The sequence below is a fragment of the Streptomyces sp. NPDC021622 genome, assembly GCF_040640795.1.
In the GTDB taxonomy this organism is placed as follows: domain Bacteria; phylum Actinomycetota; class Actinomycetes; order Streptomycetales; family Streptomycetaceae; genus Streptomyces.
Window position 1 is genome coordinate 24,082 of sequence record NZ_JBFACK010000015.1, and the last position, 26,106, is coordinate 50,187.

General features: G+C 69.7%; 20 protein-coding genes. 12 read left to right on the top strand and 8 right to left on the bottom strand.

All coding sequences use genetic code 11. From position 1 onward, the window contains the following. Positions 1-87 precede the first annotated feature (87 nt). Together AB0G47_RS27555 and clpB are read right to left on the bottom strand one after the other, a co-directional pair. Entirely contained in the window at positions 88-630 is a 543-nt protein-coding gene (locus AB0G47_RS27555; protein ID WP_360775215.1) for a YbjN domain-containing protein, read from the bottom strand. Positions 631-723: 93 nt separating this feature from the next. Continuing rightward, positions 724-3,351 (bottom strand): ATP-dependent chaperone ClpB, encoded by a 2,628-nt coding sequence (gene clpB, locus AB0G47_RS27560; RefSeq protein WP_360775218.1) that lies wholly within the window; start codon positions 3,349-3,351, stop codon positions 724-726. A 158-nt stretch (positions 3,352-3,509) separates the two neighbouring features. Between clpB and AB0G47_RS27565 the strand changes: the two genes are divergently transcribed. After that, complete coding sequence (locus AB0G47_RS27565) at positions 3,510-3,923, top strand: pyridoxamine 5'-phosphate oxidase family protein (protein ID WP_360775220.1); 414 nt, start codon at positions 3,510-3,512, stop codon at positions 3,921-3,923. A 109-nt stretch (positions 3,924-4,032) separates the two neighbouring features. On the opposite strand, the gene AB0G47_RS27570 is transcribed toward AB0G47_RS27565, so the two are convergent. After that, a complete protein-coding gene (locus AB0G47_RS27570; RefSeq protein WP_360775223.1) occupies positions 4,033-4,461 on the bottom strand; it encodes a hypothetical protein in 429 nt (142 codons plus the stop codon). A gap of 319 nt (positions 4,462-4,780) precedes the next feature. Between AB0G47_RS27570 and AB0G47_RS27575 the strand changes: the two genes are divergently transcribed. From AB0G47_RS27575 to AB0G47_RS27590, 4 genes are all read left to right on the top strand, one after another. Next, a complete protein-coding gene (locus AB0G47_RS27575) occupies positions 4,781-5,755 on the top strand; it encodes a helix-turn-helix transcriptional regulator (protein WP_360775716.1) in 975 nt (324 codons plus the stop codon). Beyond that, the gene (locus tag AB0G47_RS27580) at positions 5,752-6,747 is read left to right on the top strand and encodes a helix-turn-helix transcriptional regulator (RefSeq protein ID WP_360775226.1); all 996 of its coding nucleotides are present in this window, start codon (positions 5,752-5,754) and stop codon (positions 6,745-6,747) included. The genes AB0G47_RS27575 and AB0G47_RS27580 overlap by 4 nt, the downstream gene beginning before the upstream one ends. Before the next feature lie 82 nt (positions 6,748-6,829). Then, positions 6,830-7,804, top strand: coding sequence for a LuxR C-terminal-related transcriptional regulator (locus AB0G47_RS27585; protein WP_360775229.1), 975 nt, complete (start codon positions 6,830-6,832; stop codon positions 7,802-7,804). Between the two features lie 520 nt (positions 7,805-8,324). Next, the gene (locus tag AB0G47_RS27590; protein WP_360775232.1) at positions 8,325-8,513 is read left to right on the top strand and encodes a hypothetical protein; all 189 of its coding nucleotides are present in this window, start codon (positions 8,325-8,327) and stop codon (positions 8,511-8,513) included. Positions 8,514-9,008: 495 nt separating this feature from the next. On the opposite strand, the gene AB0G47_RS27595 is transcribed toward AB0G47_RS27590, so the two are convergent. From AB0G47_RS27595 to dnaK, 5 genes are all read right to left on the bottom strand, one after another. Further along, a complete protein-coding gene (locus AB0G47_RS27595; protein ID WP_360775235.1) occupies positions 9,009-9,545 on the bottom strand; it encodes a hypothetical protein in 537 nt (178 codons plus the stop codon). Between the two features lie 110 nt (positions 9,546-9,655). Next, positions 9,656-10,105 (bottom strand): helix-turn-helix domain-containing protein, encoded by a 450-nt coding sequence (locus AB0G47_RS27600; protein ID WP_135334684.1) that lies wholly within the window; start codon positions 10,103-10,105, stop codon positions 9,656-9,658. Between the two features lies 1 nt (position 10,106). After that, positions 10,107-11,309: a molecular chaperone DnaJ gene (gene dnaJ / locus AB0G47_RS27605; protein ID WP_360775237.1), complete on the bottom strand. Its 1,203-nt coding sequence runs from the start codon at positions 11,307-11,309 to the stop codon at positions 10,107-10,109. A 39-nt stretch (positions 11,310-11,348) separates the two neighbouring features. Continuing rightward, complete coding sequence (grpE, locus tag AB0G47_RS27610; RefSeq protein WP_360775240.1) at positions 11,349-12,074, bottom strand: nucleotide exchange factor GrpE; 726 nt, start codon at positions 12,072-12,074, stop codon at positions 11,349-11,351. Then, positions 12,074-13,945, bottom strand: coding sequence for a molecular chaperone DnaK (dnaK, locus tag AB0G47_RS27615; protein WP_360775243.1), 1,872 nt, complete (start codon positions 13,943-13,945; stop codon positions 12,074-12,076). Before dnaK ends, grpE begins: the two co-directional genes overlap by 1 nt. Before the next feature lie 356 nt (positions 13,946-14,301). On the opposite strand from dnaK, the gene AB0G47_RS27620 reads away from it, so the two are divergent. The 7 genes from AB0G47_RS27620 (at position 14,302) to AB0G47_RS27650 (ending at position 26,015) form a co-directional block, all read left to right on the top strand. Continuing rightward, positions 14,302-16,587 carry a (Fe-S)-binding protein gene (locus AB0G47_RS27620; RefSeq protein ID WP_360775245.1) on the top strand — a complete coding sequence of 762 codons (2,286 nt, stop codon included), beginning with the start codon at positions 14,302-14,304 and terminating at the stop codon, positions 16,585-16,587. A 135-nt stretch (positions 16,588-16,722) separates the two neighbouring features. Next, on the top strand, positions 16,723-18,159 hold the full coding sequence (locus AB0G47_RS27625; protein WP_360775248.1) for a VCBS repeat-containing protein: 1,437 nt from the start codon (positions 16,723-16,725) through the stop codon (positions 18,157-18,159). 159 nt (positions 18,160-18,318) lie between these two features. Continuing rightward, the gene (locus AB0G47_RS27630; RefSeq protein WP_360775251.1) at positions 18,319-19,704 is read left to right on the top strand and encodes an FG-GAP repeat protein; all 1,386 of its coding nucleotides are present in this window, start codon (positions 18,319-18,321) and stop codon (positions 19,702-19,704) included. A gap of 51 nt (positions 19,705-19,755) precedes the next feature. Next, positions 19,756-21,219 (top strand): FG-GAP-like repeat-containing protein, encoded by a 1,464-nt coding sequence (locus AB0G47_RS27635; protein ID WP_360775254.1) that lies wholly within the window; start codon positions 19,756-19,758, stop codon positions 21,217-21,219. Positions 21,220-21,308: 89 nt separating this feature from the next. Beyond that, positions 21,309-22,787, top strand: coding sequence for an FG-GAP repeat protein (locus AB0G47_RS27640; protein ID WP_360775257.1), 1,479 nt, complete (start codon positions 21,309-21,311; stop codon positions 22,785-22,787). A gap of 110 nt (positions 22,788-22,897) precedes the next feature. Further along, a complete protein-coding gene (locus AB0G47_RS27645) occupies positions 22,898-24,358 on the top strand; it encodes an FG-GAP and VCBS repeat-containing protein (protein ID WP_360775260.1) in 1,461 nt (486 codons plus the stop codon). A 199-nt stretch (positions 24,359-24,557) separates the two neighbouring features. Further along, a complete protein-coding gene (locus AB0G47_RS27650; protein WP_360775263.1) occupies positions 24,558-26,015 on the top strand; it encodes an FG-GAP-like repeat-containing protein in 1,458 nt (485 codons plus the stop codon). The last annotated feature ends 91 nt before the right edge of the window (positions 26,016-26,106 follow it).

Below are 26,106 nucleotides of genomic sequence, written 5' to 3' on the forward strand. Positions count from 1 at the left end.
CGCCGACCGGTCCCGTCACGCACGAGAGCCCGGCCGAGGGGATGCACCCCGGCCGGGCTCTCGCGTACGTATGTGAAGCGTGCAGGCTCAGGCCTCGTCGTCGCCGGGCTTCTCGTCGCCGTCGGCGGAGTCGACGTCGGCCTCCAGGCCGAGCTGCTCGACCAGCCAGCGGTCGAACTCGATCGCGGCCCGCACCCAGCTGACCGTCGACGAGACGAAGTGCTCGAGCGCGACGCCGGTGCCGATCAGCATCTGCGCCTCGCCGATGAGGCGGACGGTGCCGTCGTCGTGGGTGTGGGTGTAGACCTTCGGCCACAGCGTGCGGCGGTTCCAGTCGTCGATCGACTCGAGGAGCTGCGGCTTCTCCTCGATCTTGTGCGCGCGGTCGTAGAACGTCCGGACGGAGAAGACCTGCTGGTCGCCCTCGCCGCGGAACATGAAGTACGTGCGGAACTCCTCCCACGGCGCCGCGAGGTCACCCTCTTCGTCGACGACGTGCTTGAGCTCCATCTGGTCCAGAAGCTGCTTGACCAGGTCCTGGTCGGGGACAACGGGGCCCGCCGGTCCATCGCCCTGCTGCGGTTCGGGCTGTCCCCCGAAATTCGGAATCGAGGACGGGTCGATGCTCACGTGCTTAGTCCCTTCGTACGGATTCCGCCATCCTCCCCCATGTCGGGCGGGGGCCCGCAACCCCCGCCCCGCATGTGTCCGGGTTCTGTCCGCTTACAGCGTCTTTCCGGTGGACGCCGCGGCTGAATCCGGTGTCGCGGGTCCGACGATCAGACCGTCCCCGAACGTGTCCACGCGGACCGTGTCGCCGTCCTTGACCTCGCCCGCGAGGATCTCCTTCGCGAGCCGGTCGCCGATGGACGTCTGGATCAGACGCCGCAGCGGACGTGCGCCGTAGGCCGGATCGTTGCCCTTGTCGGCCAGCCAGGCAAGGGCATCGGGGGTGACGTCCAGGGTGAGCCGCCGCTCGGCGAGCCGCTTGGCGAGCCGGCCGATCTGCAGCTCGGCGATGTGCGCGAGCTCGTCCTTGCCGAGCGCGGAGAAGACGACGAGGTCGTCGAGCCGGTTGAGGAACTCCGGCTTGAAAGAGGCCCTGACCACTTCCAGGACCTGCTGCTTCTTCTCTTCCTCGGACGTGAGCGGCTCTACGAGGTACTGACTGCCGAGGTTGGAGGTGAGGATCAGGATGGTGTTGCGGAAGTCGACCGTCCGCCCCTGCCCGTCGGTGAGCCGCCCGTCGTCGAGGACCTGGAGCAGGATGTCGAAGACCTCCGGGTGCGCCTTCTCGACCTCGTCGAGGAGTACGACGCTGTACGGCCGGCGGCGCACCGCCTCGGTGAGCTGGCCGCCCTCCTCGTACCCGACGTACCCGGGAGGGGCACCGACCAGCCTGGCCACGCTGTGCTTCTCGCCGTACTCGCTCATGTCGATGCGGACCATGGCCCGCTCGTCGTCGAAGAGGAAGTCGGCGAGCGCCTTGGCCAGCTCGGTCTTGCCGACGCCGGTGGGCCCGAGGAAGAGGAAGGACCCGGTGGGCCGGTCGGGATCGGCGATCCCGGCCCGCGTGCGCCGCACGGCGTCCGACACGGCCCGCACGGCCTCGGTCTGCCCGATGAGCCGCTTGCCGAGCTCGTCCTCCATGCGGAGCAGCTTCTGCGTCTCGCCTTCGAGGAGCCGCCCGGCGGGGATGCCGGTCCAGGAGCCCACGACGTCGGCGATGTCGTCGGGCCCGACCTCCTCCTTGACCATGGTGTCCTTGTCCTTCGACACCTCTTCCTCGGCCTCGGACGCGACCTCCAGGTCGCGCTCCAGGGTCGGGATCTCGCCGTAGAGCAACTTGCTCGCGGTGTCGAAGTCCCCGTCGCGCTGGGCGCGTTCGGCCTGGCCGCGCAGTTCGTCGAGTTTCTCCTTCAGCTCGCCGACGCGGTTGAGGGACTGCTTCTCCTTCTCCCAGCGGGCGTTGAGCCCGCGCAGCTCCTCCTCCTTGTCGGCGAGATCGCGCCGCAGCTTTTCGAGCCGCTGCTTGCTGGCGGGGTCGGTCTCCTTGCTGAGGGCGAGCTCCTCCATCTTCAACCGGTCGACGGCGCGCTGGAGTTCGTCGATCTCGACGGGGGAGGAGTCGATCTCCATACGCAGCCGGGAGGCGGCCTCGTCGACAAGGTCGATGGCCTTGTCGGGCAGGAAGCGCGACGTGATGTACCGGTCGGAGAGCGCGGCGGCGGCGACGAGTGCGCTGTCGGCGATCTGAACCTTGTGATGGGCTTCGTACCGCCCCTTGAGCCCACGAAGAATGGCGATGGAGTCCTCGACGGACGGCTCGGCGACGAGCACCTGCTGGAAGCGCCGCTCCAGGGCGGGATCCTTCTCGATCCGCTCCCGATACTCGTCGAGGGTGGTGGCCCCGACCATCCGCAGCTCACCGCGGGCGAGCATGGGCTTGAGCATGTTCCCGGCATCCATGGCGGAATCGCCACCGGCACCGGCGCCCACAACGGTGTGCAGCTCATCAATGAACGTAATGATCTGCCCGTCGCTCTCCTTGATCTCGGAGAGGACGGTCTTGAGCCGCTCCTCGAACTCACCGCGGTACTTCGCGCCGGCGACCATCGCACCGAGATCGAGGGAGACCAGCCGCTTGTTCTTGAGCGACTCGGGCACGTCGCCCTTCACGATCCGCTGGGCGAGCCCTTCGACGACGGCGGTCTTGCCGACGCCGGGTTCGCCGATGAGCACGGGATTGTTCTTCGTACGCCGGGAAAGCACCTGGACGACCCGCCGGATCTCCTGATCCCGCCCGATGACGGGGTCGAGCTTTCCTTCTCGCGCGGCGGCGGTGAAATCGGTCCCGAACTTCTCCAGGGCCTTGTACTGACCCTCCGGGTCGGGTGTGGTCACCCGGCGTCCTCCCCTTGCCTTCTCGAACGCGTCGAGCAGTTTCTTCGCGGTGGCCCCGTGCTTGCCCAGGACCTCACCGGCGGTGCCGCCCTTGGCGGCGGTGCCGATCAGCAGGTGCTCGGTGGACAGGTAATCATCGCCCAGCTCCTTCGCCCGCTGCGCGGCGTCGGCGACGACGGCGAGGAGCTCGCGGTTGGGCTGCGGCGGCGCGACGGTGGAGCCCGTGACGCGGGGCAGGCCGCTCAGCGCCCGCTCGGCGTCGCCGCGGACGGCGACCTGATCGGCATCGACCGCGGCGAGCAGGTCGGTGATGTTCTCGTTGTCCTGCCCCTCAAGCAGCGCGAGGAGCAGGTGGGCGGGGGTCAGGTCCGGGTTCCCCTCGGACACGGCCCGGCTGGTGGCCGCGTTGATCGCGTCCCGGCTCCGGTTCGTCAGCTCGGCGTCCACGTGCGTCTTCTCCTCCTTGCGTACTGCCTTGGGTGCGTACTGGCGGTCCTTTTCCGACTGTGACTTTGTAAGTGTACATAAAGTTGAGTCGATCCCACTCAAGGGAGATGCCGGGGGTGGGGCGGGGCCCCGGTCGCCCGGCGGCTAGGTTCCACCCCATGGCCATGGACCCCCTGAACCCGACTGCCGCGTACCTCAGCTTCTGGCGCGAACGGCACCTCTGCACCCTGACGACCCCGCGCCCGGACGGCACCCCGCACGTGGTCCCGGTCGGCGTGACGTACGACCCGGAGGCAGGGGTGGCCCGCGTCCTGGCCAACAAGTCGAGCGCGAAGGTGGGCCACGTCCTCGCGGCGACGGGCGTGGACGGGCCAGGGGCGCGGGTGGCGGTCTGCCAGGTGGAGGGGCGGCGCTGGGCGACGCTGGAGGGGGTGGCGACGGTGCGTACGGAGGAGGCGGCGATCTCGGAGGCGATGCGGCGCTACGAGGAGCGCTACGGCAGGGTGCCGCGCCCCAACCCGGACCGGGTGCTGATAGAGATCACGCTGACGCGGGCGATGGGCAAGGCATAACGGCCGCTCCGGGTCCGCACACACCACAGCGGCGCCACCGTGTTCAGGTCCACGGTGGCGCCGCTGCTGGGGGAAGCACCTGCGCGATGTACAACGACGGGGGATCGCGTCAGGCGCTGCGGGGGGTGGCTGTAATGGCTCTTGTAGTGGTGGAACGGGTCGAGCTGGTGGAACGGGTCGAGCTGGTGGAACTGGTGGCGCTGTTGGAACTCTGCTGTTGCTGCTGCTTCCGCTGACCCGGCTGTTCCGGCTCGCCGACCAGCTGATGGTCACGCCGATCGAGATTGACGAAGACCATCCCGTACCGAATGGCACACCGCACGGGCTGCGGCGCACCGCGCGGCCTCCGGAGACACCGGTAGGCCCGGATCTCCTCTTCCTCGTCCCGGGTGACGACGATGGGCTCGCCGAGAAGAGTGACCATCAACGAGTCGCCTGCGTGGGGTATCGCGGTGGCGAGATCGATGAAGTGCCAGCCGGAGCGGTAGGCGGTGGCCATTTCTCGGCGGAAGGTGCGGTCGTCGGGGGGTGTACTCATGCCTCTGCACCCTTCGGGCCCAAGGTCCAGCCAAGATCCGGCGGGGCAGCGGAATCTGCACTCGCACGCGCCGGCTCACTGGCCCAGCCGAGATCGAGAGTGCTCACCGTGCCCAAGACCAGCCCTGCGGAGAAGGTGGTGACAAGCACCGAGCGAAGCATGCGCTTAAACATGGTCGGCTTCGTCCTCACTTGGTAGGTTCCTCTCCCCCGGCTCCTCAAGACGATGTCTCAATCGAGCACGTCAAAGCCACAGGGTCGATGCATCATGTTCCTGCACGTTCAGGACCCTGGGGGGTGGAGATTTACTTACAAGCGACATAAAACCGACACATCCTCACCCCTCGACCCCACTTTGTGCCGAGGGTTCGCGCCTCTATGCGACAGCTCTGGGCAACGGTCGCCTGGCACGCGCCGAGGCTGAGAACGCACCCTGCCTACTGGAATCCGCTCTGCTGCACCCGGACCCGGATGACGCGGACTGGCTACGGCCGGTTCCCCCGTCCACGGCACTGGCCCAGCGTCTCCACCCCATCGAACGGGAAATCCAGGATCGGCGGAGACTTGCCGTACAGCTCGCCGATGCCTTTGAGCCATTCATGGCGATCACCGCACGGGCCGAGCCGGCGACTCACGCGATCACCGTGCTCGAGGGAGACGCCCGCATCCATGCGGCCATTGAGCGCGCCACGGCGGAGTGCCGTACCGAAGTGCTCACCGTCCAGCCGGGAGGCGGCCGCAGCGAGAACACGCTGACGGTGGCGTTGCAACGCGGGCAGACCGTTCTGGACCGCGGCATCACCATGCGCACCCTCTACCAACACACCGTCAGACACAGCCAGGGGACACTCGCCTACGCGGCACACATGGCTCAAGGGAACGTAGAGATACGGACCTTGGAAGAGGTGATCGACCGGCTGATGATCTTCGATCGCACCGTCGCCCTCATACCCGCGCGCGCCGATCAGCAAGTCGCCCTGGAACTGCGGCACCCCGGCCTGGTCGAGTACCTCGCCAAGGTCTTCGAACAGCAATGGAGCCGCGCGACGCCGCTGATCGACGAGGTCCCGTACCCTCCCTCCACCGACGGCATCACCGGAGTCCAACGCACCATCGCCAAGCTGCTGGTGGACGGCTACGTGGACGAGGCAATCGCCCGCCGCCTGGGCATGAACGTCCGCACCTGCCGCGCGCACATCGCCAAGATCGCCGCCGCCCTGGGCAGCGGAAGCCGCGCTCAACTCGGTTATTTGATCGCCCAGTCCGGAATTCTCGATCCGGACCGCCCAAGATGACCACCGTTCACCCCTCGCACGGTCCTGACGCACTGTGCGAGGCGGGAGCAGAGCTGTACGCGCGGGCTCTGAGGGAGAAGCGGGTCGCACGAGAGGACGCCGAACCGGCTCCCTGTCTCCTCGACTTCGGCCTCCTCCACCCAGATGAGGCCGACCCACAGCGCTTCAGGCCGACGGCCCCCTCTGTCGCTCTCACGCGGTTCCTCGAGACCACCGGCGGCGAGATCGCGGAAAAACGCCACCAGCAGGCAGTACTGGCCTCAGCGTTCGAGCCGCTCCTGGCGCTTGACGCGAGCTCGGCCTTCGACGCCGGCACGGCTGCCGTCACCGTGTTGCGGGGACTCGACCGGATCAACGCCGCCATTGACCGGGCCGTAGACGCGACTTCGCAAGAGGTCCTCACGATCCAGCCCGGTGGGGCCCGCCCGGAAGACCTGCTGCCGCCCGCCGCCCCGCCCGAGCAGTCGATGCTCAGCCGAGGCGCCCGGATGCGGACCCTCTATCAGCACACGACGTGCCATTCCCTGGCGGCTCTCGCCCACTTCGAGCAACTCGACGGCGATGTCGAAGTCCGCACCCTCGACGAGGTGACGGACCGGCTGCTCGTGTTCGACCGCACCGTTGCGTTCATTCCCGTAAGCACCGATCGCTCCGCAGCCCTCGAACTGCGTCATCCCGCCGTCATCGAGTTCCTGGTCACGGCCTTCCACCGCATGTGGCGCCTGGCGACACCGATGTTCCCGAATCCGGCACCCCTGCCCACGCAGAACGGCGTCACGGCCCGCCAGCGCGCCATCGCCACACTCCTCACCGAAGGCCTGACCGACACCGAGATAGCCACCCGCCTCGGCATGAACGTCCGCACCGCCCGCGTCCACATCGCCAAACTCGCCGCACTGCTCGGCAGCGAGAGCCGCGCCCAACTCGGCTACCTCATCGGCCAGTCAGGAATCCTCGACCAGGATCAGGCGAATCCGAACCACCAGGATTAGACGCCTCAACCGCAGCCCTCATCGCCGACCGTATGCACCCTGCATAGAATCACCGCGCTTCAACGAAGCGAGAGGGGCGCATATGACCCAGGAGCACGTGCCGCACACGGTCGAAGAGCTTTGCGAGGCAGGCGTCGCCGTATACGCCCAGGCGCTGCGCGACGGCCGTATCCGTTCCGCCGACGTCGAACAGACCCCCTGCCTGGTCGACTTCGGCCTGCTCCATCCAGACCTCGACGACATGCGCTGGCTGCGCCCCACTGCCCCCGCCACCGCTCTCCCCCGCCTGCTCCGTAGCTCCCAGGAGCGCATCGAGAGCCGGCGGCAGCGCGAAAGCCGACTCATGGCGACGTTCGAACCGTTCATCGCTCTCGATGCGGAACTCGCCTCCGCCGGAGAGATTCCCGCCATCACCGTCCTCGACGGACTCGAACGCATCAACGCGGCCATCGACCGAGCCATGGTCGACGTCACCGAAGAATTTCTCGCCGTCCAGCCCGGCGGCGCGCGCCCGCCAGAGACCTTGGCCGAGGCCTTCCCCCGGGATCAGGCGATCCTCAGCCGAGGCTGCCGGATGCGGACGCTCTATCAGCACACAACGCGCCATTCCCTGCCCGTACTTGCCTACTTCGAACGATTGGAAGGCGACGCCGAGGCTCGCTCCCTCGACGAGGTCACCGAGCGCCTCTTCGTCTTCGACCGGACAGTGGCCTTCATCCCCGCGAGCAAGGACCGCAGCCTCGCCCTCGAAATCCGGCACCCGTCCCTCGTCGAGTATTTCGCCACCGCCTTCTGGCGACTGTGGCAACTGGCCACCCCCATGTGGCCCCAGTCCGCACCCCAGCCCTCCGAAGACGGCATCACCACCCGCCAGCGAGCCATAGCCGGCCTGTTGATCGAGGGCCTGACGGACACCGAAATCGCCACCCGCCTCGGCATGAACGTCCGCACGGCGCGCGTCCACATCGCCAAACTCGCCGCACTGCTCGGCAGCGAGAGCCGAGCTCAACTCGGCTATCTCATCGGCCAGTCAGGAATCCTCAACCGAAACCGATGAGGCCCCGTCTGCGGTTTACCCAACTGAGCGATTCGGAGCCGTTAACCCCGCCGCGCCCCCGTGATCGCCTCACCGATCGTGAACCCTTTCGCCGGCCCTTCGGGGATCGTGTCCTCCAGGTCTCTGGGGGCTACGAGGCAGTCCGGGATCCACGTCCTGCGACCGTGGACCTTGACGATCTGGGCATGGGCAACGCGACCCCTTCACCAGGCCTGGAGCTACTTCCGAGCCGAGCTGCCGGCCGCGTTACTCCCGCCCCACCGAACACCCTGGCCACAGCCCACCCGAGCCCCCACTACCGCCACACCCCTCCTTCCGCCCTAACTCAACGGCATTGGGCTGAGGCGCATGCCGAGGAGCTCAGCCACCCCGGCTCAAGAGTGGTCTCCAGGCCCGATGTCAAGGAACTGCGGGCCGACACCGCGCCCCGCCACCCGAATGGATCTGTACGCGTTGCGGCGAACGGGACGCCCGGCAATCGTGCTTAAGGAGATCAACCGCACTCCCAACTGGAGGAAAAATGCGTATCCGTCTTTCTGTCACCGCTCTCGGCCTGGCCGCACTCGCCCTGCTGGGCTCGGCGGCCACCGCCACTGCGGCGGCCGCCACGCCCGCAGCCAGCCAGACCAAGCTGGCACCTATCGGTGATGACAACAGCAACGGGGCCGTGGACTTTTCGGTCGGCGACATGAACGACAACCACGCCTGAGTGCCTGTTCCCGTCGCCTCGCCCCGGACGAGAAGTCCGGGGCGAGGCGACGGGCTTGTGGTGTCACGGTGGCGCGCCGTCATGACGGCTCCGAAGCGGGGTCATCCTGGGCTGGGTCACGACCGGCTCTCGTTCACCACTGCCGACCGCCACCTCAAGCACCAGGCCCCGCCCCAGGGTTGAGCCCGCCACCGGCCCCCTAGGCTCAGCCCCCTCCGTGCAAACTCAGCCCCCCGCGTGCAACCCCGATGCAACTCCCTGATCTCATCGGAGAGTTCCGGCGCAGGCCCCGACACCACCGCCCCCGGCACCACCTCCTGGATCGGCAGCGCTGCCACCGGCCCCGGCGGGGCCGAGAACTCCGTCAGCCACGTCACCAGTTGTGCCGACGACGCCGCGTACACGATCCGGCCCAGGCCCACCCAGCCATGCGCCGCCGCACGCAGCGGCGCAGGTGTCGTAGGTCCGTGTCGGACAGCTCCGGCGGCGCCGGCATCAGGACTCCGTCCAGGTGCGGAGCAGCGCCTCGCGGTCCGATGCGCGCGGCGTGCTGCCCCCGTTGGCGCGGCCCCAGTCCGCCATCGCCGCCAGCGTCGTGTGCAGGGTGCCCGCGCCCTCCGTCAGGCGGGTGAGGAGTTCCAGAGAGAGGTCGTGCTCCGCCTGGGAGTAGCCGATCGCCGCCGCCGTGTACACCGTCAGGTCCGTGTCGCCGCCGTCGGCGTCCGTGACCCGCAAGGTCATTGTCGGGGCCTCCTCCGTACCCAGGCCCACCCCAAGCGCCAGGTCAAGTAGCATGCCCACGTTCCGCTTCACCGTCTGGCCCACCGCGCCCGCGTTCCGCTTCAGGGACTTCACCGGGACGCCCTCCGCCGCCAGCGCGTGTACGTCCTCCCAGGGGAAGAAGGCCTCCTGCCCGTCCCCCAGAGCCATCACGCCCTCCGGCGTCAGCCGCGCGCCGGGAGCCAGACCCGACGGCTTCGCGCCCACGTACACGTCGCCCTCGGCGATCCAGAACAGCCCCACCATGGCCATGGAAAACCACTTCCCCGCAAATGTTCAGATTTTGGTCGATCATCGCAACGCGCGACGGGGCCGGGAGGTTCTTCCACCTCCCGGCCCCGACAAGTTACGGCACAGAAAAACTACTGCTCCGGCGACCGCTTCGGGCGCCACACCACCAGCGCACTCGCCTGCTGCACGTCCTGGTACGGGACGAGATCGCGACGGTACGAGGCGTGCACCGCCGCTTCACGTTGCTGCATGGCGACGGCGGCTCCCTCCACGGCCGCGGAGAGCTCCGCGACACGGGATTGGAGGGCCGCCACCTGGTTCTCCAGCTCGATGATGCGCTTGATGCCGGCGAGGTTGATGCCCTCCTCCTGCGACAACTGCTGGACGGTGCGCAGCAGTTCGATGTCGCGGGCGGAGTAGCGCCGGCCCCGTCCCGCCGTGCGGTCGGGCGAGACCAGGCCGAGGCGGTCGTACTGGCGCAGCGTCTGCGGGTGGAGCCCGCTCAGCTGTGCCGCGACCGAGATGACGTAGACCGGCGTCTCATCGGTCAACTGGTAGGGATTTCGACGACGGCCGTCCATCTCATGCTCCCTTCGCGGCCTGGAACAGTTCTGCCCGCGGATCGTCGTCCGCAGTCGCCTTGCGGTAGGACTCCAGGGCTTCCTTCGCCGACTCGCTCAACGATGTCGGTACGGAGACCTCCACCGTCACGAGCAGGTCGCCGCGCGAGCCGTCCTTGCGGACCGCGCCCTTTCCGCGCGCCCGCATCGTACGGCCGTTGGGGGTCCCCGGCGGCAACTTCAACGTCACCGGGGGCCCGCCGAGCGTCGGCACCTTGACCTCGCCGCCCAGTGCCGCCTCCGGATACGTCACCGGAACCGTCACCGTCAGGTTGTCGCCCTTGCGGCCGAAGACCGGGTGGGCGTCGACGTGGACGACGACGTACAAGTCGCCGCCCGGACCGCCCCGTTCACCGGGGCCGCCCTTGCCGCGCAAGCGAATGCGCTGGCCGTCGCTGACGCCTGCCGGGATGCGCACCTGCATCGTGCGCGACGACTTCGCCCTGCCCGAGCCCTTGCAGACCTCGCAGGGGGTCTCGGCGATCAGGCCGCGGCCCTTGCAGTCCACGCAGGGGTCGGTGAGGGAGAAACCTCCGCCGCCGCCCCGCGAGACCTGGCCCGTGCCGACGCAGGTCGGGCACACGCGCGGTGTGCCGTTCTTGTCGCCGGTGCCGGAACAGGCCTTGCAGGGCGCCTGGGAGGACATGCGGAGCGGGACCGTGGCCCCGTCCACCGCCTCCGTGAAGCTCAGCGTGACCTCGGACTCGATGTCCTGGCCGCGCCTGGGCTGCGTACGCGTGCCGGTCCCGGCACCCGCACCGCCCCGGTTGAACAGGCCCCCGAAGACGTCACCGAGACCGCCGCCGAAGCCGCCGCCGGCACCGCCCGCTCCACCGCCGCCCGGGGCGCCGCCTCCGAAGAGGTCGCCCAGGTCGAAGTTGAACGAGCCGCCGCCGCCCGCTCCGGGGCCGGCCCTGAAGCCGCCGTTGCCGAAGAGAGCACGCGCTTCGTCGTACTCCTTGCGCTTCTTGGGGTCCCCGAGGATGTCGTTCGCCTCGGAGATCTCCTTGAAGCGCTCTTCCGCCTTGGCGTTGCCCTTGTTGGCGTCCGGGTGGTTCTCGCGGGCGAGTTTCCGGTACGCCTTCTTGATCTCGGCCTCGGTGGCGTCCTTGGGGACGCCGAGGACCTTGTAGTAGTCCTTCTCGATGAAGTCCTTCGTGCTCATCCCCGACGTCCCTCCTCTCGCTTCACCAACACGGTCAGGTCAGCCCTCGTCCGGGCCACCGGTCTCCTTGTCCTCCGCCACGTCGGCGGAGTCCGCGGAAGCAGCGGCCGCAGCGTCCTCTGCGGCCCCCTTGACCGGCTGCGCGCCCGGCTGCGGCTCGGCGACGGCCACCCGCGCGGGGCGGATGGTGCGCTCGCCGATCCGGTAGCCCGGCTGCAGGATCGCGACGCAGGTCGTCTCGGTGACGTCCGGTGCGTACGAGTGCATCAGGGCCTCGTGGATCGTCGGGTCGAAGGGCTCGCCCTCCTTGCCGAACTGCTGCAGGCCCAGCTTGGCGACGACCGTCTCCATGGATTCGGCCACCGACTTGAACCCGCCCACCAGCTCGCCGTGCTCACGGGCGCGGCCGATGTCGTCGAGGGTCGGGAGCAGCTCACCCAGGAGGTTCGCCGCGGCGATCTCCTTGACGGTGACCTTGTCCCGCTCCACCCGACGGCGGTAGTTCTGATACTCGGCCTGCAGCCGCTGGAGGTCCGCCGTGCGCTCGTTGAGCGCGGTGCGCACCTGGTCCAGCTGGGCGGTCAGGCCGGTCAGACCCGAGTCCTGTGCGGACGTCTTGCTCGCTGCGTCCCCGGCCGGGGCCGCCGGACCCTCCGCGATGGAGGGCTCGGCGGCCTTCGGCGCCGCGTCATCAGGAGTGGCGCCGGAGGGGACGTCGGGCTGCTCGGCGTTCTCGCCGCCGAGGCCCGGGGTCTCCTCGGTCATCAGGCGGCGCCGCCCTTCGCGTCACCGGGCTTCTCGTCGTCGACGATCTCGGCGTCGACCACGTCGTCGTCCTTGGACATGTTCGGGGCCTCGGCACCCTCGGCACCGGGGGCAGCGCCCTCGGCACCCTGGGCGGCCTGAGCGTCCGCGTACATGGCCTGGCCCAGCTTCTGGGAGACGGCCGCGACCTTCTCGGTGGCCGTGCGGATCTCCGCCGTGTCCTCGCCCTTGAGCTTCTCCTTCAGCTCTTCGACGGCGGACTCGACCTCGGTCTTCACGTCACCGGGGACCTTGTCCGCGTTGTCCGCGAGGAACTTCTCCGTCTGGTAGACGAGCTGCTCGCCCTGGTTGCGGGACTCGGCGGCCTCGCGGCGCTTGTGGTCCTCGTCCGCGTACTGCTCGGCCTCCTGGCGCATCCGGTCGACCTCGTCCTTCGGCAGCGAGGAGCCGCCGGTGACGGTCATCTTCTGCTCCTTGCCCGTGCCCAGGTCCTTCGCGGTCACGTGCATGATGCCGTTGGCGTCGATGTCGAAGGCGACCTCGATCTGCGGGACACCGCGCGGGGCCGGCGGAAGGCCCGTGAGCTCGAACATTCCGAGCTTCTTGTTGTACGCCGCGATCTCGCGCTCGCCCTGGTAGACCTGGATCTGCACGGACGGCTGGTTGTCCTCGGCCGTCGTGAAGATCTCGGAGCGCTTCGTCGGGATGGTCGTGTTGCGCTCGATGAGCTTCGTCATGATGCCGCCCTTGGTCTCGATACCGAGGGACAGCGGGGTGACGTCGAGGAGCAGGACGTCCTTGACCTCGCCCTTGAGGACACCGGCCTGGAGGGCGGCGCCGATGGCGACGACCTCGTCCGGGTTCACGCCCTTGTTGGCGTCCTGCCCGCCGGTCAGCTCCTTGACGAGCTCCGCGACGGCGGGCATACGGGTCGAGCCACCGACGAGAACGACGTGGTCGATCTCGGAGAGCTGGATGCCCGCGTCCTTGATGACGTTGTGGAACGGCGTCTTGCAGCGCTCCAGAAGGTCGGACGTGAGCTGCTGGAACTGGGCGCGCGTGAGCTTCTCGTCCAGGTGCAGCGGGCCCTCGGCGGACGCCGTGATATAGGGCAGGTTGATCGTGGTCTCCGTGGAGGAGGACAGCTCGATCTTGGCCTTCTCGGCCGCCTCGCGCAGGCGCTGGAGCGCCATCTTGTCCTTGGAGAGGTCCACGCCGTGGCCGTTGTTGAACTGCTTGACCAGGTAGTCGACGACGCGCTGGTCCCAGTCGTCACCACCGAGGTGGTTGTCGCCGTTCGTGGCCTTCACCTCGACGACGCCGTCGCCGATCTCCAGGAGGGACACGTCGAAGGTGCCGCCACCGAGGTCGAAGACGAGGATCGTCTGGTCGTCCTTGTCGAGGCCGTACGCCAGGGCGGCGGCCGTCGGCTCGTTGACGATGCGCAGGACGTTCAGGCCCGCGATCTCGCCGGCCTCCTTGGTGGCCTGGCGCTCCGAGTCGTTGAAGTACGCCGGGACGGTGATGACCGCGTCGGCCACCTTCTCGCCCAGGTACGACTCGGCGTCGCGCTTCAGCTTCTGCAGGATGAACGCGGAGATCTGCTGGGGGTTGAACCCCTTGTCGTCGATGTCCACCTTCCAGTCAGTGCCCATGTGGCGCTTGACCGACCGGATGGTCCTGTCGACGTTGGTGACTGCCTGGCGCTTGGCTACCTCGCCGACCAGCACCTCACCGTTCTTCGCGAAGGCGACGACGGACGGCGTGGTCCTGGCGCCCTCGGCGTTGGTGATGACGGTGGGCTCGCCGCCTTCAAGAACGCTGACGACAGAGTTAGTCGTGCCCAGGTCGATGCCGACCGCACGTGCCATTTCGATTCCTCCAGAGGTACTACTTGAGTGGATCTGGCTCAAGAATGCACGAGCGCTTCGCTGGAGTCAACAGAGCTGAGTCGAGGCCGCTCAACTCTTATCCGGTGCTTACGCGCAACTACGCGCCGTTGGACTGGGGGCGAGGCATTCGGCTGCGGGTCCGTCGTGGCTTGTCGCGCAGTTCCCCGCGCCCCTTCGGGGCGCCCCGAAGGGGCGCGGCGCGGCAAGGGTTGCCTGAGCGACGCAGATCACCGCCTCGCTGGCTACAGTGCGGCGGAGTAAGTGGGTAGTCTCAGACGGACTGCATAAGTTACCGCTTAGTAATAGTTCGCCTCGCAGGCCCGAGGAGCCCCCAAATGCAACTCGCCGCGATCATCGTGTCGCTGGTCCTAATCGCGGTCGGCGTCGCGCTGTTCGGCCGAGCCATCGTGCAGATCTACCAGTTCATGCGGCTCGGTCAGAACGTGCCCGCCGGCACCCGCACCGACCAGCCCGTGCAGCGCACCATCACGGTGGCCAGGGAGTTCCTCGGCCACACCCGGATGAACCGATGGGGCATCGTCGGTGTCGCGCACTGGTTCGTGGCGGTGGGCTTCTTCTCGCTGCTCCTGACGATCGTCAACGCCATCGGCCAGCTCTTCAAGGCCGACTGGATGCTGCCGATCATCGGCGAGTGGGCGCCGTACAACGTCTTCGTCGAGTTCCTCGGCACGATGACGGTGCTCGGCATCGCGACGCTGATCGTCATCCGGCAGCTGAGCAAGCCCGACAACAAGCCGGGCCGCAAGTCCCGCTTCGCGGGCTCCAAGAAGGGCCAGGCGTACTTCGTCGAGGCCGTCATCCTCATCGTCGGCGTCTGCATCTTCACGCTGCACGCCCTGGAAGGCGCCCAGCACCACGTCGACAGCTACGAGGCGTCGTTCTTCATCTCGTACCCGGTGGTCTCGGCGTTCCAGAACCTCGACGTCTCGACGCTGCAGAACCTCACGTACTTCTTCGCGGGGCTGAAGATCGCGACGTCCTTCATCTGGATGATCGTCGTCGCGCTCAACACCAACATGGGTGTCGCCTGGCACCGCTTCCTCGCCTTCCCGAACATCTGGTTCAAGCGCGAGGCCGACGGCTCCACCACCCTCGGTGAGCTGCAGCCCATGACGTCCGGTGGCAAGCCGATCGACTGGGAGGACCCGGCCGACGACGCCGTGTTCGGCGTCAGCCAGGTCGAGCAGTTCTCCTGGAAGGGCCTGCTCGACTTCAGTACGTGCACCGAGTGCGGCCGCTGCCAGTCGCAGTGCCCCGCCTGGAACACCGGCAAGCCGCTCTCCCCGAAGCTCCTGATCATGTCGCTGCGCGACCACGCGCACGCCAAGGCCCCCTACCTGCTCGCCGGCGGCGGCAAGGACATGGAGGGCAATGAGAAGGCGACGGAGGAGCAGCTCAAGGACGTTCCCGCCGCCGCCATCGCGGAGGCCGAGCGCCCCCTCATCGGCACCGCCGAGGAGAACGGCGTCATCGACCCCGACGTCCTGTGGTCCTGCACCAGCTGCGGCGCCTGCGTCGAGCAGTGCCCGGTGGACATCGAGCACATCGACCACATCGTCGACATGCGCCGCTACCAGGTGATGATCGAGAGCGCGTTCCCGTCCGAGGCGGGCACGATGCTCAAGAACCTGGAGAAGAAGGGCAACCCCTGGGGCCTGGCGAAGAAGCAGCGCCTGGAGTGGCTCAAGGAGCTCGACTTCGAGGTGCCGGTCGTCGGCAAGGACATCGAGGACCTCACCGAGGTCGAGTACCTCTACTGGGTCGGTTGCGCGGGTGCGTTGGAAGACCGCGCCAAGAAGACGACGAAGGCCTTCGCCGAGCTGCTCAACATCGCGGGCGTCAAGTTCGCGATCATGGGCGGCGACGAGAAGTGCACCGGTGACTCCGCACGCCGCCTGGGCAACGAGCCGCTGTTCCAGCAGCTCGGCCAGGAGAACGTGATGGCGCTGAACATGGCGTTCGGCGAGGAGCTCGACGACGACGGCAAGGTCACGCCCGAGTCGGCCAAGCCGAAGACGGCGAAGAAGATCGTCGCGACCTGCCCGCACTGCCTCAACACCATCGGCAACGAGTACCCGCAGCTCGGCGGCGACTACGAAGTCATCCACCACACGCAGCTGCTCCAGCACCTCGTCGACGAGGGCAAGCTGGTCCCGGTCACCCCGGTCGAGGGCATCATCACGTACCACGACCCCTGCTACCTGGGCCGCCACAACAAGATCTACACGCCTCCGCGCGAGATCATCGGCAAGGTTCCGGGCCTGCGCAACGAGGAGATGCACCGCCACAAGGAGCGCGGCTTCTGCTGTGGCGCCGGTGGTGCCCGGATGTGGATGGAGGAGCGGATCGGCAAGCGCATCAACGACGAGCGTGTCGATGAGGCGCTCTCGCTCAACCCGGACATCGTCTCCACCGCCTGCCCGTTCTGCCTCGTCATGCTGACCGACTCGGTCAACGGCAAGAAGAACGACGGCAAGGCCAAGGAGTCGATCACGGTCGTGGACGTCGCGCAGCTGCTCCTCGAGTCCGTGAAGACGCCGGTGGACCCGGCGGGTTCGCAGGAGACCGCGGACGAGCCGGAGCCCGAGCCGGTGAAGTAACTCCCGCTGCCAGCGTTTCAGGCCGGTTCCGCCCTTGCAGGCGGGACCGGCCTGTTGCGTCCTGCCGGAACGGGAGCATCATGTGCAGGTTGTTGTGCTGGTTGTTGTCTCAAGGGGCGGTCGAGGTCAGGGTTGATGGTGGGCATACGGAGCGACAGACGCGGCGGCAGACGTAGCGGCAGACCTGACGGCGTACGTGGTGCCTTCCGCGTACGCCGTGGACGCCGCGCCCGGATACGGCTGACCGCGGCCACGCTCGGCTGCGCCCTGCTGCTCGCCGGCTGCGGCAGCGGCGGTGACGGCGACGCGTCCCCCGAGCACCGCCCGGTCGGCGGCATGGCCGACCAGGGCAAGGCGTCCGCGCCGCTGCCCATCCCCCGGGGCGACGGCAGCAAGACCGCCGACGACTTCAACGGTGACGGCGCCCCCGATCTCGTACTCGACGATCTCGTGCACCGCGGCCACGGCGACGACGCGGGCATCGGCGTCGTCTACGGATCGCGGAGCGGACTGCGGCCCGGCGCGCGGCAGTTGCTGAGCGCGCGGGCCAACGGGGCGCGGACCAAGGGCGAGCTGCCCGCCGCCTTCGAGTCGGAGGCCTCCTGCGACCTCGACAAGGACGGCTTCACCGATCTGCTGGTCTCCACCGACCCGCCGTACGACGGCCTCGGCCAGCCGCCCGTGCCACTGCAGATCCTCTTCGGCTCGCCCAAGGGCCTGACCGGCAAGGCCGTGAAGGTGCGGGTGCCCGCGCAGGCCCGGATCGGCAACGACTGGTCGGACCAGCCGGTCTGCGGCGACTTCGACGGGGACGGCGCGAGCGACCTCGTGCTGCACGCGAGCGGCGCCCGGCTGACCTTCCTGCGCGGCCCGTTCAAGCGGACCGGCGCCGCGCGCGCCGCCGGGAAGCCGCTGGCCGCGCCCGGCAACGACCTCGTCACCGGCGAGGCCACCGATGTGGACCGGGACGGCTACGACGACCTCCTCGTCCGCAAGGCCGCCGACGCGTCGGGCGCCGCCACCAGCGCGCTCGTCCTCGGTGGGCCGAAGGGTCCCGCCGAGACCGGGGTGCTCTTCCCCTCCGGTACGGACGTCGCGTTCGGGCGGTTCGGCAAGGGCAAGGCGGCGACGGACGCGGCCGTCGCGGGGCCGCGGGGCGTGGCTCTGCGCTATGACGTTCCGGGTGCCGGGCGCTCCGCGCTAGAGGCGCGGCGGGTCTCCTTGGATGCCGGTGACCTCGACGGTGACGGGCTGAGTGAGCTGGTCATGAGTGGGGGCGGTAGCGGGAGTGGCGGCGGTGTGGGGGAGGTTCGCGTCTTCCGGGGCCGTGCGGGTGGGCTCGACGCCAGCGCGTCGGCGATTGTCGATCCCTCTGCGGAGGGCACCACTCAGGTTCTTGGCGTTGCCGACTTCGACGGGGACGGGCTCGGTGATCTTGTCCTGCGGACGGCTCGGGGGGATGGGGCGGACTCTGTGGGGGTTTATCCCGGAATGACAGGGGACCTTGTCGCGCGTAAGCCTCAATTGACGTTTTCCACCCAGGAGTTCCTTGCCATGGGGGACGGCTCGTAGTCCGTCTGAAGGCCGGAGGGGGCTGGGCGCGCAGTTCCCCGCGCCCCTTTGGGGCCCGGGGTTCATCTGGGCGTCACCTTCTCTCCTCTCTCGCACAACCATTCGTACGTCTCACAGGTCACACCCCCGGAAGTATCGCCCCACTCCCGGGAGTTCCACGTGCGCGTACGAAACCTGGCCATCGCCGCGAGCGTCGCGGCCCTCGCCGCCGCGGGGCTGAGCCTGCCGCTCGCCGGGACGGCGAGCGCCGCGTCCACCCTCAAGGACGACTACAACGGCGACGGCTACCGCGACCTCGCGATCGGCACTCCCGGCAGCAACTCCGTGACGGTGACGTTCGGTTCGGCATCCGGTGTCGCGGCCAACCGCGCGGTCACCCTCAGCCAGAACTCGACCCAGGTCCCCGGAGTCACCGAGCCCGAGGACGAGTTCGGCGAGAACGTCACCAGCGGTGACGTGAACCGCGACGGCTTCGCCGACCTGATCGTCGGCGCCCCCGGCGAGAAGGTGGAAGGCAAGCCGTCCGGCTCCGTCACCATCCTGTGGGGCGGCCAGGGCGGCTTCACCTCCGGCGGCCGCGTCCTGAACTCCCCCGCCGACACCACGGGCCGCTACGGCGAGGCCACCGTCTGGACCGACTTCGACGGCGACGGCTCGCCCCAGCTGAGCGTGATCAGCGGCGACAACTGGTGGTACTACTCCGGCGCGGGCGAGGACGGCCGCGTACACGGCCTGGAGGTCGACTTCATCCCCGACGGCGCCCGCCTCGACGGCCTGATCGCGGGCAAGTTCAAGGTCAAGGACGGCAACGGCCTCGTCCTGTACGGCGAGCGCGCGGACGGCGGTGCCTACACCGCACACATGAACGGCGGCTTCGGCGACTACGGCTACCAGGCCGAGGTCCTCGGCGAGGGTGACGACCCGACGGCGACGCGCGACGCGGCCACCGCCGGTGATGTCAACGGCGATGGTTACGACGATCTCGTCACTGGCAACTCCCGTGCGGGGGAGGGTGGTTCGGTCACTGTCCGGCTCGGTGGTGACCGTGCGTTCGGTGCCCCGGTGACGTACGACCAGGACAGCGCGGGCGTTCCCGGCTCCGACGAGGCGGGCGACGGCTTCGGCGCCTCCGTCTCGGCGGGCGACGTCACCGGCGACGGCCTGCCCGACCTCGCGGTGGGCGCGCCTGGCGAGACGGTCGGCACGGTGGCCGGGACCGGCAGCGTCACCCTCCTCAAGTCCTCTGCGGGCAGCTTCACTTCGGGGCAGTCCTGGCACCAGGAGACCGCCGGCGTGCCCGGCGCGGGCGAGCCGGGCGACGACTTCGGCACCTCCGTACGCCTCAAGGACATCAACAAGAACGGCAAGGCGGACCTGGCCACCGGCGCGACCGGCGAGGACATCGGCACGACGCGGGACGTCGGCGCGGTGTGGGTGCTGCGCGGCACGGCGACGGGCCTGACCTCGTCGTACGCGGCGTCCTTCAACGGCTCGGACTTCGGGGTCGGCACGGCGGGCGCGGGCTTCGGCCGGACGATCCGATAGCACTTTCTGCCTCAACATCCCTTTGTTCATACGTGAGTTGGAGACTTCTCAGTGGCCTCTACGGCTGACCATCCGCGGCGACCCGCGCGGAACAAGATCCTGGCGGCTGGCGCGCTCTGCGCCGCCACCGCGCTCGGTGTGGCGGGCCTGACGGCGGGCGGCGCGTCCGCCGCCGAGCCGTCGAAGCTCAGGGCGGACTACAACGGCGACGGGTACGTGGACCTCGCGGTCGGCGTGCCGGGCGCGACGGTCGGCGGCAAGGCCAAGGCCGGGTACGTGAATGTGGTGTGGGGCGGCGCCTCCGGGCTCGGGAAGCACGGCTCGACGAACGTCGGCCAGGGCACGGCCGGCGTCCCCGGCACGGTGGAGGCCGACGACCGCTTCGGCACGGCCGTCCACTCCGCCGATCTGAACGGCGACGGCTACAGCGACCTGATCGCGTCGGCGCCCGGCGAGGCCATCGACACCACCCCCGACGTGGGCACCATCTCCGTGCTGTGGGGCTCTGCGGGCGGCTTCGCCAAGGGTGGCATCACGGCCGCCAAGGGCGGTTCCGAGGACTCCAGGATCGGCGGGGCGCTCAGTACCGGCGACTACGACGGCGACGGCACGCAGGACCTCGTCTTCCCCATCGCCGGTGAGGAGGGCACGGCGACGATGATGCGCCCCGGGCCCATCACGTCGGCGACGAACACCAGGCCCGCCCTCGTCGAGAACCACCAGTTCGGCGGCCCGCGCGCCTACGCCTCCGCCGACTTCGACGGGGACGGCAAGGACGACCTCGCGGTGACGTACAAGGGCATGGAGAGCTCAGGCACCTTCGTCGTCCGCAAGGCGTCCGGCGAGTGGCGGAACTTCTGGAGCACCGGCGACTACGGCACGTCGGTCGCCGCGGGCGACTTCGACGGGGACGGCACGGCCGACCTCGCGCTCGGCGGCGTCACGCCGAACCCGGAGGCGGACGGCACCCATTGCGAGGACCGGCTCGGCGGCGCGGTCCTCACCGTGTACGGCAAGCAGGGCGCCGCGCTCGGCGGCGGCTCCGCGTGCACCACGCAGAGCACGCCCGAGGTCGGCGGCAGCCCGGAGTCCGGGGACAACTTCGGCGCATCGCTGGCGGTGGCCAACCTCGACCGGGACGGGATCGACGAGTTGGTCGTAGGCGGCGACGCGGAGGCGGTGGGCACCGCGGCGAACGCGGGCACGTACTGGGTCCTCGCATCGGCCGGCACGGGGCAGCCCCTGGTGGGGCCCGCCTTCAGTCAGAACTCCGCGGGCGTCGCGGGCACGGCCGAGGCGGGCGACCGCCTGGGTGCCGGGGTCGCCGCCGGTGACTTCAACGGGGATGCGTACCCCGACGTTGCCGTCGGCGCGCCGGGCGAGGACGGCCGGTCCGGCGGCGTCTGGTACTCCGCGACCCCGAAGGAGGGGCCGAACCCGGCGGTGGTCTCGGTGACTCCGGGGAAGCTGGGGCTCACCGGGGCGAGCGAGTACGGCACCGTACTGGCACGGTAGGCCCGCCGCTTCGCGGCGGATCTTTCCCGCCCACCCACCCGATTACCCCGCAGCCCTGCGAACCCACGAAACAACAGGAGCCCAAGAACATGCCCAAGCACAAGCGCCCCACCCCCCGTACCCACAGACCCGGCCGCCTCGCCGCGGCCACCGCCGCCGCCGCGGCCCTCACAGGCGGCCTCCTCACCCTCACCACGACGACCGCGACCGCCGCCCCCGCGGCGACCCAGCCGGACGACGCGGACTTCAACGGCGACGGCGCGGCCGACCTCGCCACCTCCGCCACGCACGCGAACGTCGGCGGCAAGGACAAGGCGGGCCAGGTCGTCGTCACGTACGGCGGCGCCGAGCGGCGGCACACCACCTACAGCCAGAACAGCGCGGGCGTCCCCGGAACCGCCGAGGCGGGCGACGCCTTCGGCGCGGACACCGCGTACGGCGACTTCGACCGCGACGGCTACGACGACCTCGCGGTGGCCGCGATCGGCGAGGACGTCGGCACGGACGTGGACGGCGGCACCGTACAGATCCTGTGGGGCTCGGCGGCCGGCCTGTCCGGCGGCAGCACGCTCGCGGACCCGCGCCCCACCAAGCACGACAAGTTCGGCGGCCCCATCCAGGCGGGCGACTTCGACGGCGACGGCACGGACGACCTCGCCGTGGGCGCGAGCTCGGGCGCCGCCACGATCGACCTCTTCGACGGCGGCATCGCCCGCACCGGCACCCCCGGCGACCACTACACGGTCCTGCCGCCCATCCACAGCGGCGAAGGCGCGGGCCCCTTCAACCTGCACTCCGGCGACGTCAACGGCGACGGCCGCGACGACCTGATCGTCGACGGCTACTCCACGGCGGACGGCTACAACGCCAACCTCTGGCTGCCCGGCAGCGCGAACGGCATCACCACGACCGGCGTCCAGCGGCTGCCCGCCGGCTACATCACCGACGTGGGCGACACGGACAGCGATGGCTACGGCGACGTCATCATCGGCCTGACCTGGGACGAAGGCATCGACGGCGCCAACAAGGGCGGCACGGTGTACGTCGTGAAGGGCAACGCCAACGGCCCCTACGGCGGCAGCGAGACCATCACCCAGGACTCGCCGGGCATCCCCGGCGGCAGCGAGAACGGCGACAACTTCGGCGCCGAGCTGGACCTCGGCGACATCAACGGCGACGGCCACCTCGACCTCGTCGTCAGCTCCCCCGGCGAGGACCTGGACGGCGTCTCGGACGCGGGCTCGGCGACCCTCGTCTACGGCGCCGCGGACGGCTCGGGTCTCTCCACGCAGGGCGCGGTCCTGCTCAGCCAGGACACCCCGGGCGTCCCCAACTCCCATGAGACGAACGACTACTTCGGCTCGGACGTCCACATCGACGACCTGAACGCGGACGGCCGCGGCGAGGTCGCCATCGGCGCACTGGGCGAGAACGGTGCCAACGGCGCCTTCTACGTCCTGGACTCCAACGCCGACGGCACGCTCACCTCCGGCGCCGGCATCTACACGTCCACGGTCGGCATCTCCGCCACGGGCACCCCGCGCCTGGGCTCCAACTTCGCGGACTGACCAGCTACTTCACTCCTCCCCATTCCCCCAAGGCCCTCCCCAAGGCCGCCGGGCCCGCACGCTCCCCCCGTGCGGGCCCGGCTTCCCCGATCTCTCACCCGGGAGCTCCCGTGCGCCTCCGCGCCATCCCCCTGGCCGCGTCCCTCACGACCACCGGCCTGGTCACCGCCCTGCTCTCCGCCCTGCCCGGCACGGCCACGGCCGCGCCGTCCGGACTCTCCGGAGATTTCAACGGCGACGGCCACCGCGATCTGGCGATCTCCGCCCCGGCCGCCACGGTCGGCGGCAAGTCCTGGGCGGGGCATGTCGCCGTGGCGTACGGATCGGCTTCCGGCAGCCCGGACCCGGCCCGCCGCACGGTCATCAGCCAGAACTCGCCCGGAGTACCGGGCGAGGCCGAGACGGACGACGAGTTCGGCCACCGGATCGCGGCGGCCGACCTGAACCGCGACGGATACAGCGACCTCGTCGTCACGTCCTCGCGCGAGAAGGTCGGCAGCCACCCGGACGCGGGCACGGTGGTGATCGTCTGGGGCTCGGCGGGCGGCCTGTCCGGCGGCACGACCGTCGACAACCCCCAGCCGCTGCACGGCAGTTACTTCGGGCTCGGCCTGGCCACAGGCGACTTCACCGGAGACGGGAAGCCGGACATCGCCGTGTCCGCACAGGGCGATACCGGCACCAATCCCTTCAAAATCCGCCTGATCCGCGGCCCGTTCACCAAGTCAGGATCGACCGGCACCATCACGTCGTACGCCGCACCGCTCGAAGGCCCGGCCCTCACGGCGGGCCGGGTGAACGGCGACGCCAAGGCCGACCTGGTGGTCACCGGCAGGAAGACCGACAGCGACCACCTCGGGGCGGCCGTCTACTACAAGGGCACATCGGCGGGCCTGACCAAGGGCGCGAGCCTGCGCGCGGGCACCACGGCGGCCATCGGCGACCTGGACGGCGACGGCTACGGAGACATCGCCGTCGGCAACCCCGACGAGCCCGGCGACGAGCCGTCCGGCTCCAAGGGCGGCGAGGTCAGCGTCGTCTACGGCACCTCGTCGGGCCCGAGCGCCACCCGCCGTACGACCCTGACGCAGAGCAGCGCGGGCGTGCCCGGCGCCTCCGAGTACGGGGACAACTTCGGCGCGTCGGTGGCCGTGGGCGACCTCGACGGCGACGGCCACGCGGAGCTGACGGCAGGCGCCCCCGGCGAGAGCCTCGGCGCCGAACCGGACCTCATCGTGGGCGCGGGCGCGGTCACCGTCCTGCGCGGCTCCGCATCGGGCCTCACCACCACCGGCGCGCTCAACCTCACCCAGGACAGCCCCGGCGTCCCCGGCAGCGCGGAGTCCATCGACGGCTTCGGCGCGACCCTGCTCTCCTCGGACATCGGCGCCGACGGCCGCCAGGACCTCACCGCGACGGCCTCCCAGGAGAACGACGACGCGGGCGCCGTATGGCATCTCCCCGGCACGTCGGGCTCCCTCTACTCCACGACGGCATCCACCAGCTTCGGCCCGAGCGGGCTCGGCCTCTCCACGGCGTACTCGGCCTTCGGGTCGGACCTCGCGGGCTGACCGAGGGACACGACTCATGCGCAGACGCATCATCGCCGCCGTCGCCACCCTGGCCACGACCTCCTCAGGCCGGCGGACTACGGCCTGGCTGCCGGCTCGCATCTGGGTGAGGCGGTCAATGACTGAGACGGCACCCTCGCCCGGACTTGTGCATCACCCGTACCGAAGTTCCCGTATCCACACACGAGTTGGAGTCCTTGTGTCCCTGCGCGCACGCGTCACCACCATCGCCGCCACGGCCACCGCCCTGGCCGCCACCGGCCTCGCCCTGCCCTTCGCGGGCACCTCCGTCGCCGCCGAACCCACCCCCGTGGAGAGCGACTTCAACGGCGACGGCTACGCCGACCTCGCCGTCGGCGTGCCCAGCGGCAGCGTCGACGGGAAGGCCAGGGCCGGTTACGTCAGCGTCGTCTTCGGCGGTGAGAACGGTCCCGGCCGGCACGGCGCACGGCGGATCACGCAGGCCACCGTCGAGGTGCCCGGCACCCCGGAGGGCGGTGACCGCTTCGGGGCCGCCGTCACCTCCGCGTACATCGACGACGACCCGTACGCCGACCTCGTCATCGGCGCCCCCGGCGAGGACATCGACGCCAAGACCGACGCCGGCTCGGTCACCGTCCTGTACGGCGCGGGCGACGGCTTCTCCGAGGCCGGCACCGCCGCCCGCGGGGCCGCGTCGGGCGACACGTACGGAAACGCCGTCGTCGCCGCCGACTTCACCGGCGACACGGACGTCGACCTGGCGATCGGCGGCAAGGACAAGGTCGTCGCCAACTTCAACCCGCTCACCGCCAACACCAGCACCGTCATGGGCGACCGGATGGGCGGCCGCGCCCCCGTCATGACGACCGGCGACTTCAACACCGACGGACTTCCCGACCTCGCCCTCGGCTACTACACGCAGAACCAGCCCTACACCCAGTCCCACCTCCGCCTCTACGGCTGGAACAAGGACGAGAGCTCCATGGGCAACTTCTGGAACAACTCCAACGGCGCCGCGAACGCCCTCGCCTCCGGCGACTTCAACGGCGACGGCTACGACGACCTCGCCGTCGGCAACTGCCGCGAGATCGCCGACGAGAACATCGACGACCCGTGCGGTCCGGAGCAGCTCACCAAGGGCGGCGGCATCCACATCCGGTTCGGCGGCGCCAACGGCAGCTTCGGCTGGGAGCAGCAGACGTTCAACCAGGACACCACGGGCGTGCCCGGCGTCGCCGAGACCGGTGACGGCTTCGGCGACGCGCTCGCCGTGGCGGACATCGACGCCGACGGCCACGACGACCTGATCGCGGGCGCCCCCGGCGAGGCGGTCGGCAGCGCGGCCCGTGCGGGCAGTTTCACCGTCCTCAAGGGCGGCGCGATCGGCCTCCTCGACGCGTCCGGGTCGGCGACGGGGGTCGGCTACCAGCAGAACTCCGAGGGTGTACCGGGCGTCGCCGAAACGGGTGACGCCTTCGGCGCGGCGCTCACCATCAACGACCACAACGGCGACGGCCACGCGGACCTGAACGCCGCCGCGCCCGGCGAGAACGCCGCGGCGGGCGGCGTCTGGCACCTGCCCTCCTTCTCACCCGGCCCGGTCATCACCCCGAAGTCCCTTTCCCTGCCCGCCTCGTCGGACCCGCCGGCCTACGGAGCGGTGCTCGGCCACTGACCCCTCGGGGATCCCCCTAGGGGTTGTCACAGGTCGGCGGCAAAGCCCCTCTCCTCCTGGGGAGGGACGACTCGACCCCTTCAGACCAGGT

What these genes read in the sequence shown, in the direction of transcription:
- AB0G47_RS27565 (WP_360775220.1), top strand. Translation starts at nt 3,510, where the DNA reads ATGGCCATGGACCCCCTGAACCCGACTGCCGCGTACCTCAGCTTCTGG.
- AB0G47_RS27570 (WP_360775223.1), bottom strand. Translation starts at nt 4,461, where the DNA reads ATGAGTACACCCCCCGACGACCGCACCTTCCGCCGAGAAATGGCCACC.
- AB0G47_RS27580 (WP_360775226.1), top strand. Translation starts at nt 5,752, where the DNA reads ATGACCACCGTTCACCCCTCGCACGGTCCTGACGCACTGTGCGAGGCG.
- AB0G47_RS27585 (WP_360775229.1), top strand. Translation starts at nt 6,830, where the DNA reads ATGACCCAGGAGCACGTGCCGCACACGGTCGAAGAGCTTTGCGAGGCA.
- AB0G47_RS27590 (WP_360775232.1), top strand. Translation starts at nt 8,325, where the DNA reads ATGCGTATCCGTCTTTCTGTCACCGCTCTCGGCCTGGCCGCACTCGCC.
- AB0G47_RS27595 (WP_360775235.1), bottom strand. Translation starts at nt 9,545, where the DNA reads ATGGCCATGGTGGGGCTGTTCTGGATCGCCGAGGGCGACGTGTACGTG.
- AB0G47_RS27600 (WP_135334684.1), bottom strand. Translation starts at nt 10,105, where the DNA reads ATGGACGGCCGTCGTCGAAATCCCTACCAGTTGACCGATGAGACGCCG.
- dnaJ (WP_360775237.1), bottom strand. Translation starts at nt 11,309, where the DNA reads ATGAGCACGAAGGACTTCATCGAGAAGGACTACTACAAGGTCCTCGGC.
- grpE (WP_360775240.1), bottom strand. Translation starts at nt 12,074, where the DNA reads ATGACCGAGGAGACCCCGGGCCTCGGCGGCGAGAACGCCGAGCAGCCC.
- dnaK (WP_360775243.1), bottom strand. Translation starts at nt 13,945, where the DNA reads ATGGCACGTGCGGTCGGCATCGACCTGGGCACGACTAACTCTGTCGTC.
- AB0G47_RS27620 (WP_360775245.1), top strand. Translation starts at nt 14,302, where the DNA reads ATGCAACTCGCCGCGATCATCGTGTCGCTGGTCCTAATCGCGGTCGGC.
- AB0G47_RS27625 (WP_360775248.1), top strand. Translation starts at nt 16,723, where the DNA reads ATGGTGGGCATACGGAGCGACAGACGCGGCGGCAGACGTAGCGGCAGA.
- AB0G47_RS27640 (WP_360775257.1), top strand. Translation starts at nt 21,309, where the DNA reads ATGCCCAAGCACAAGCGCCCCACCCCCCGTACCCACAGACCCGGCCGC.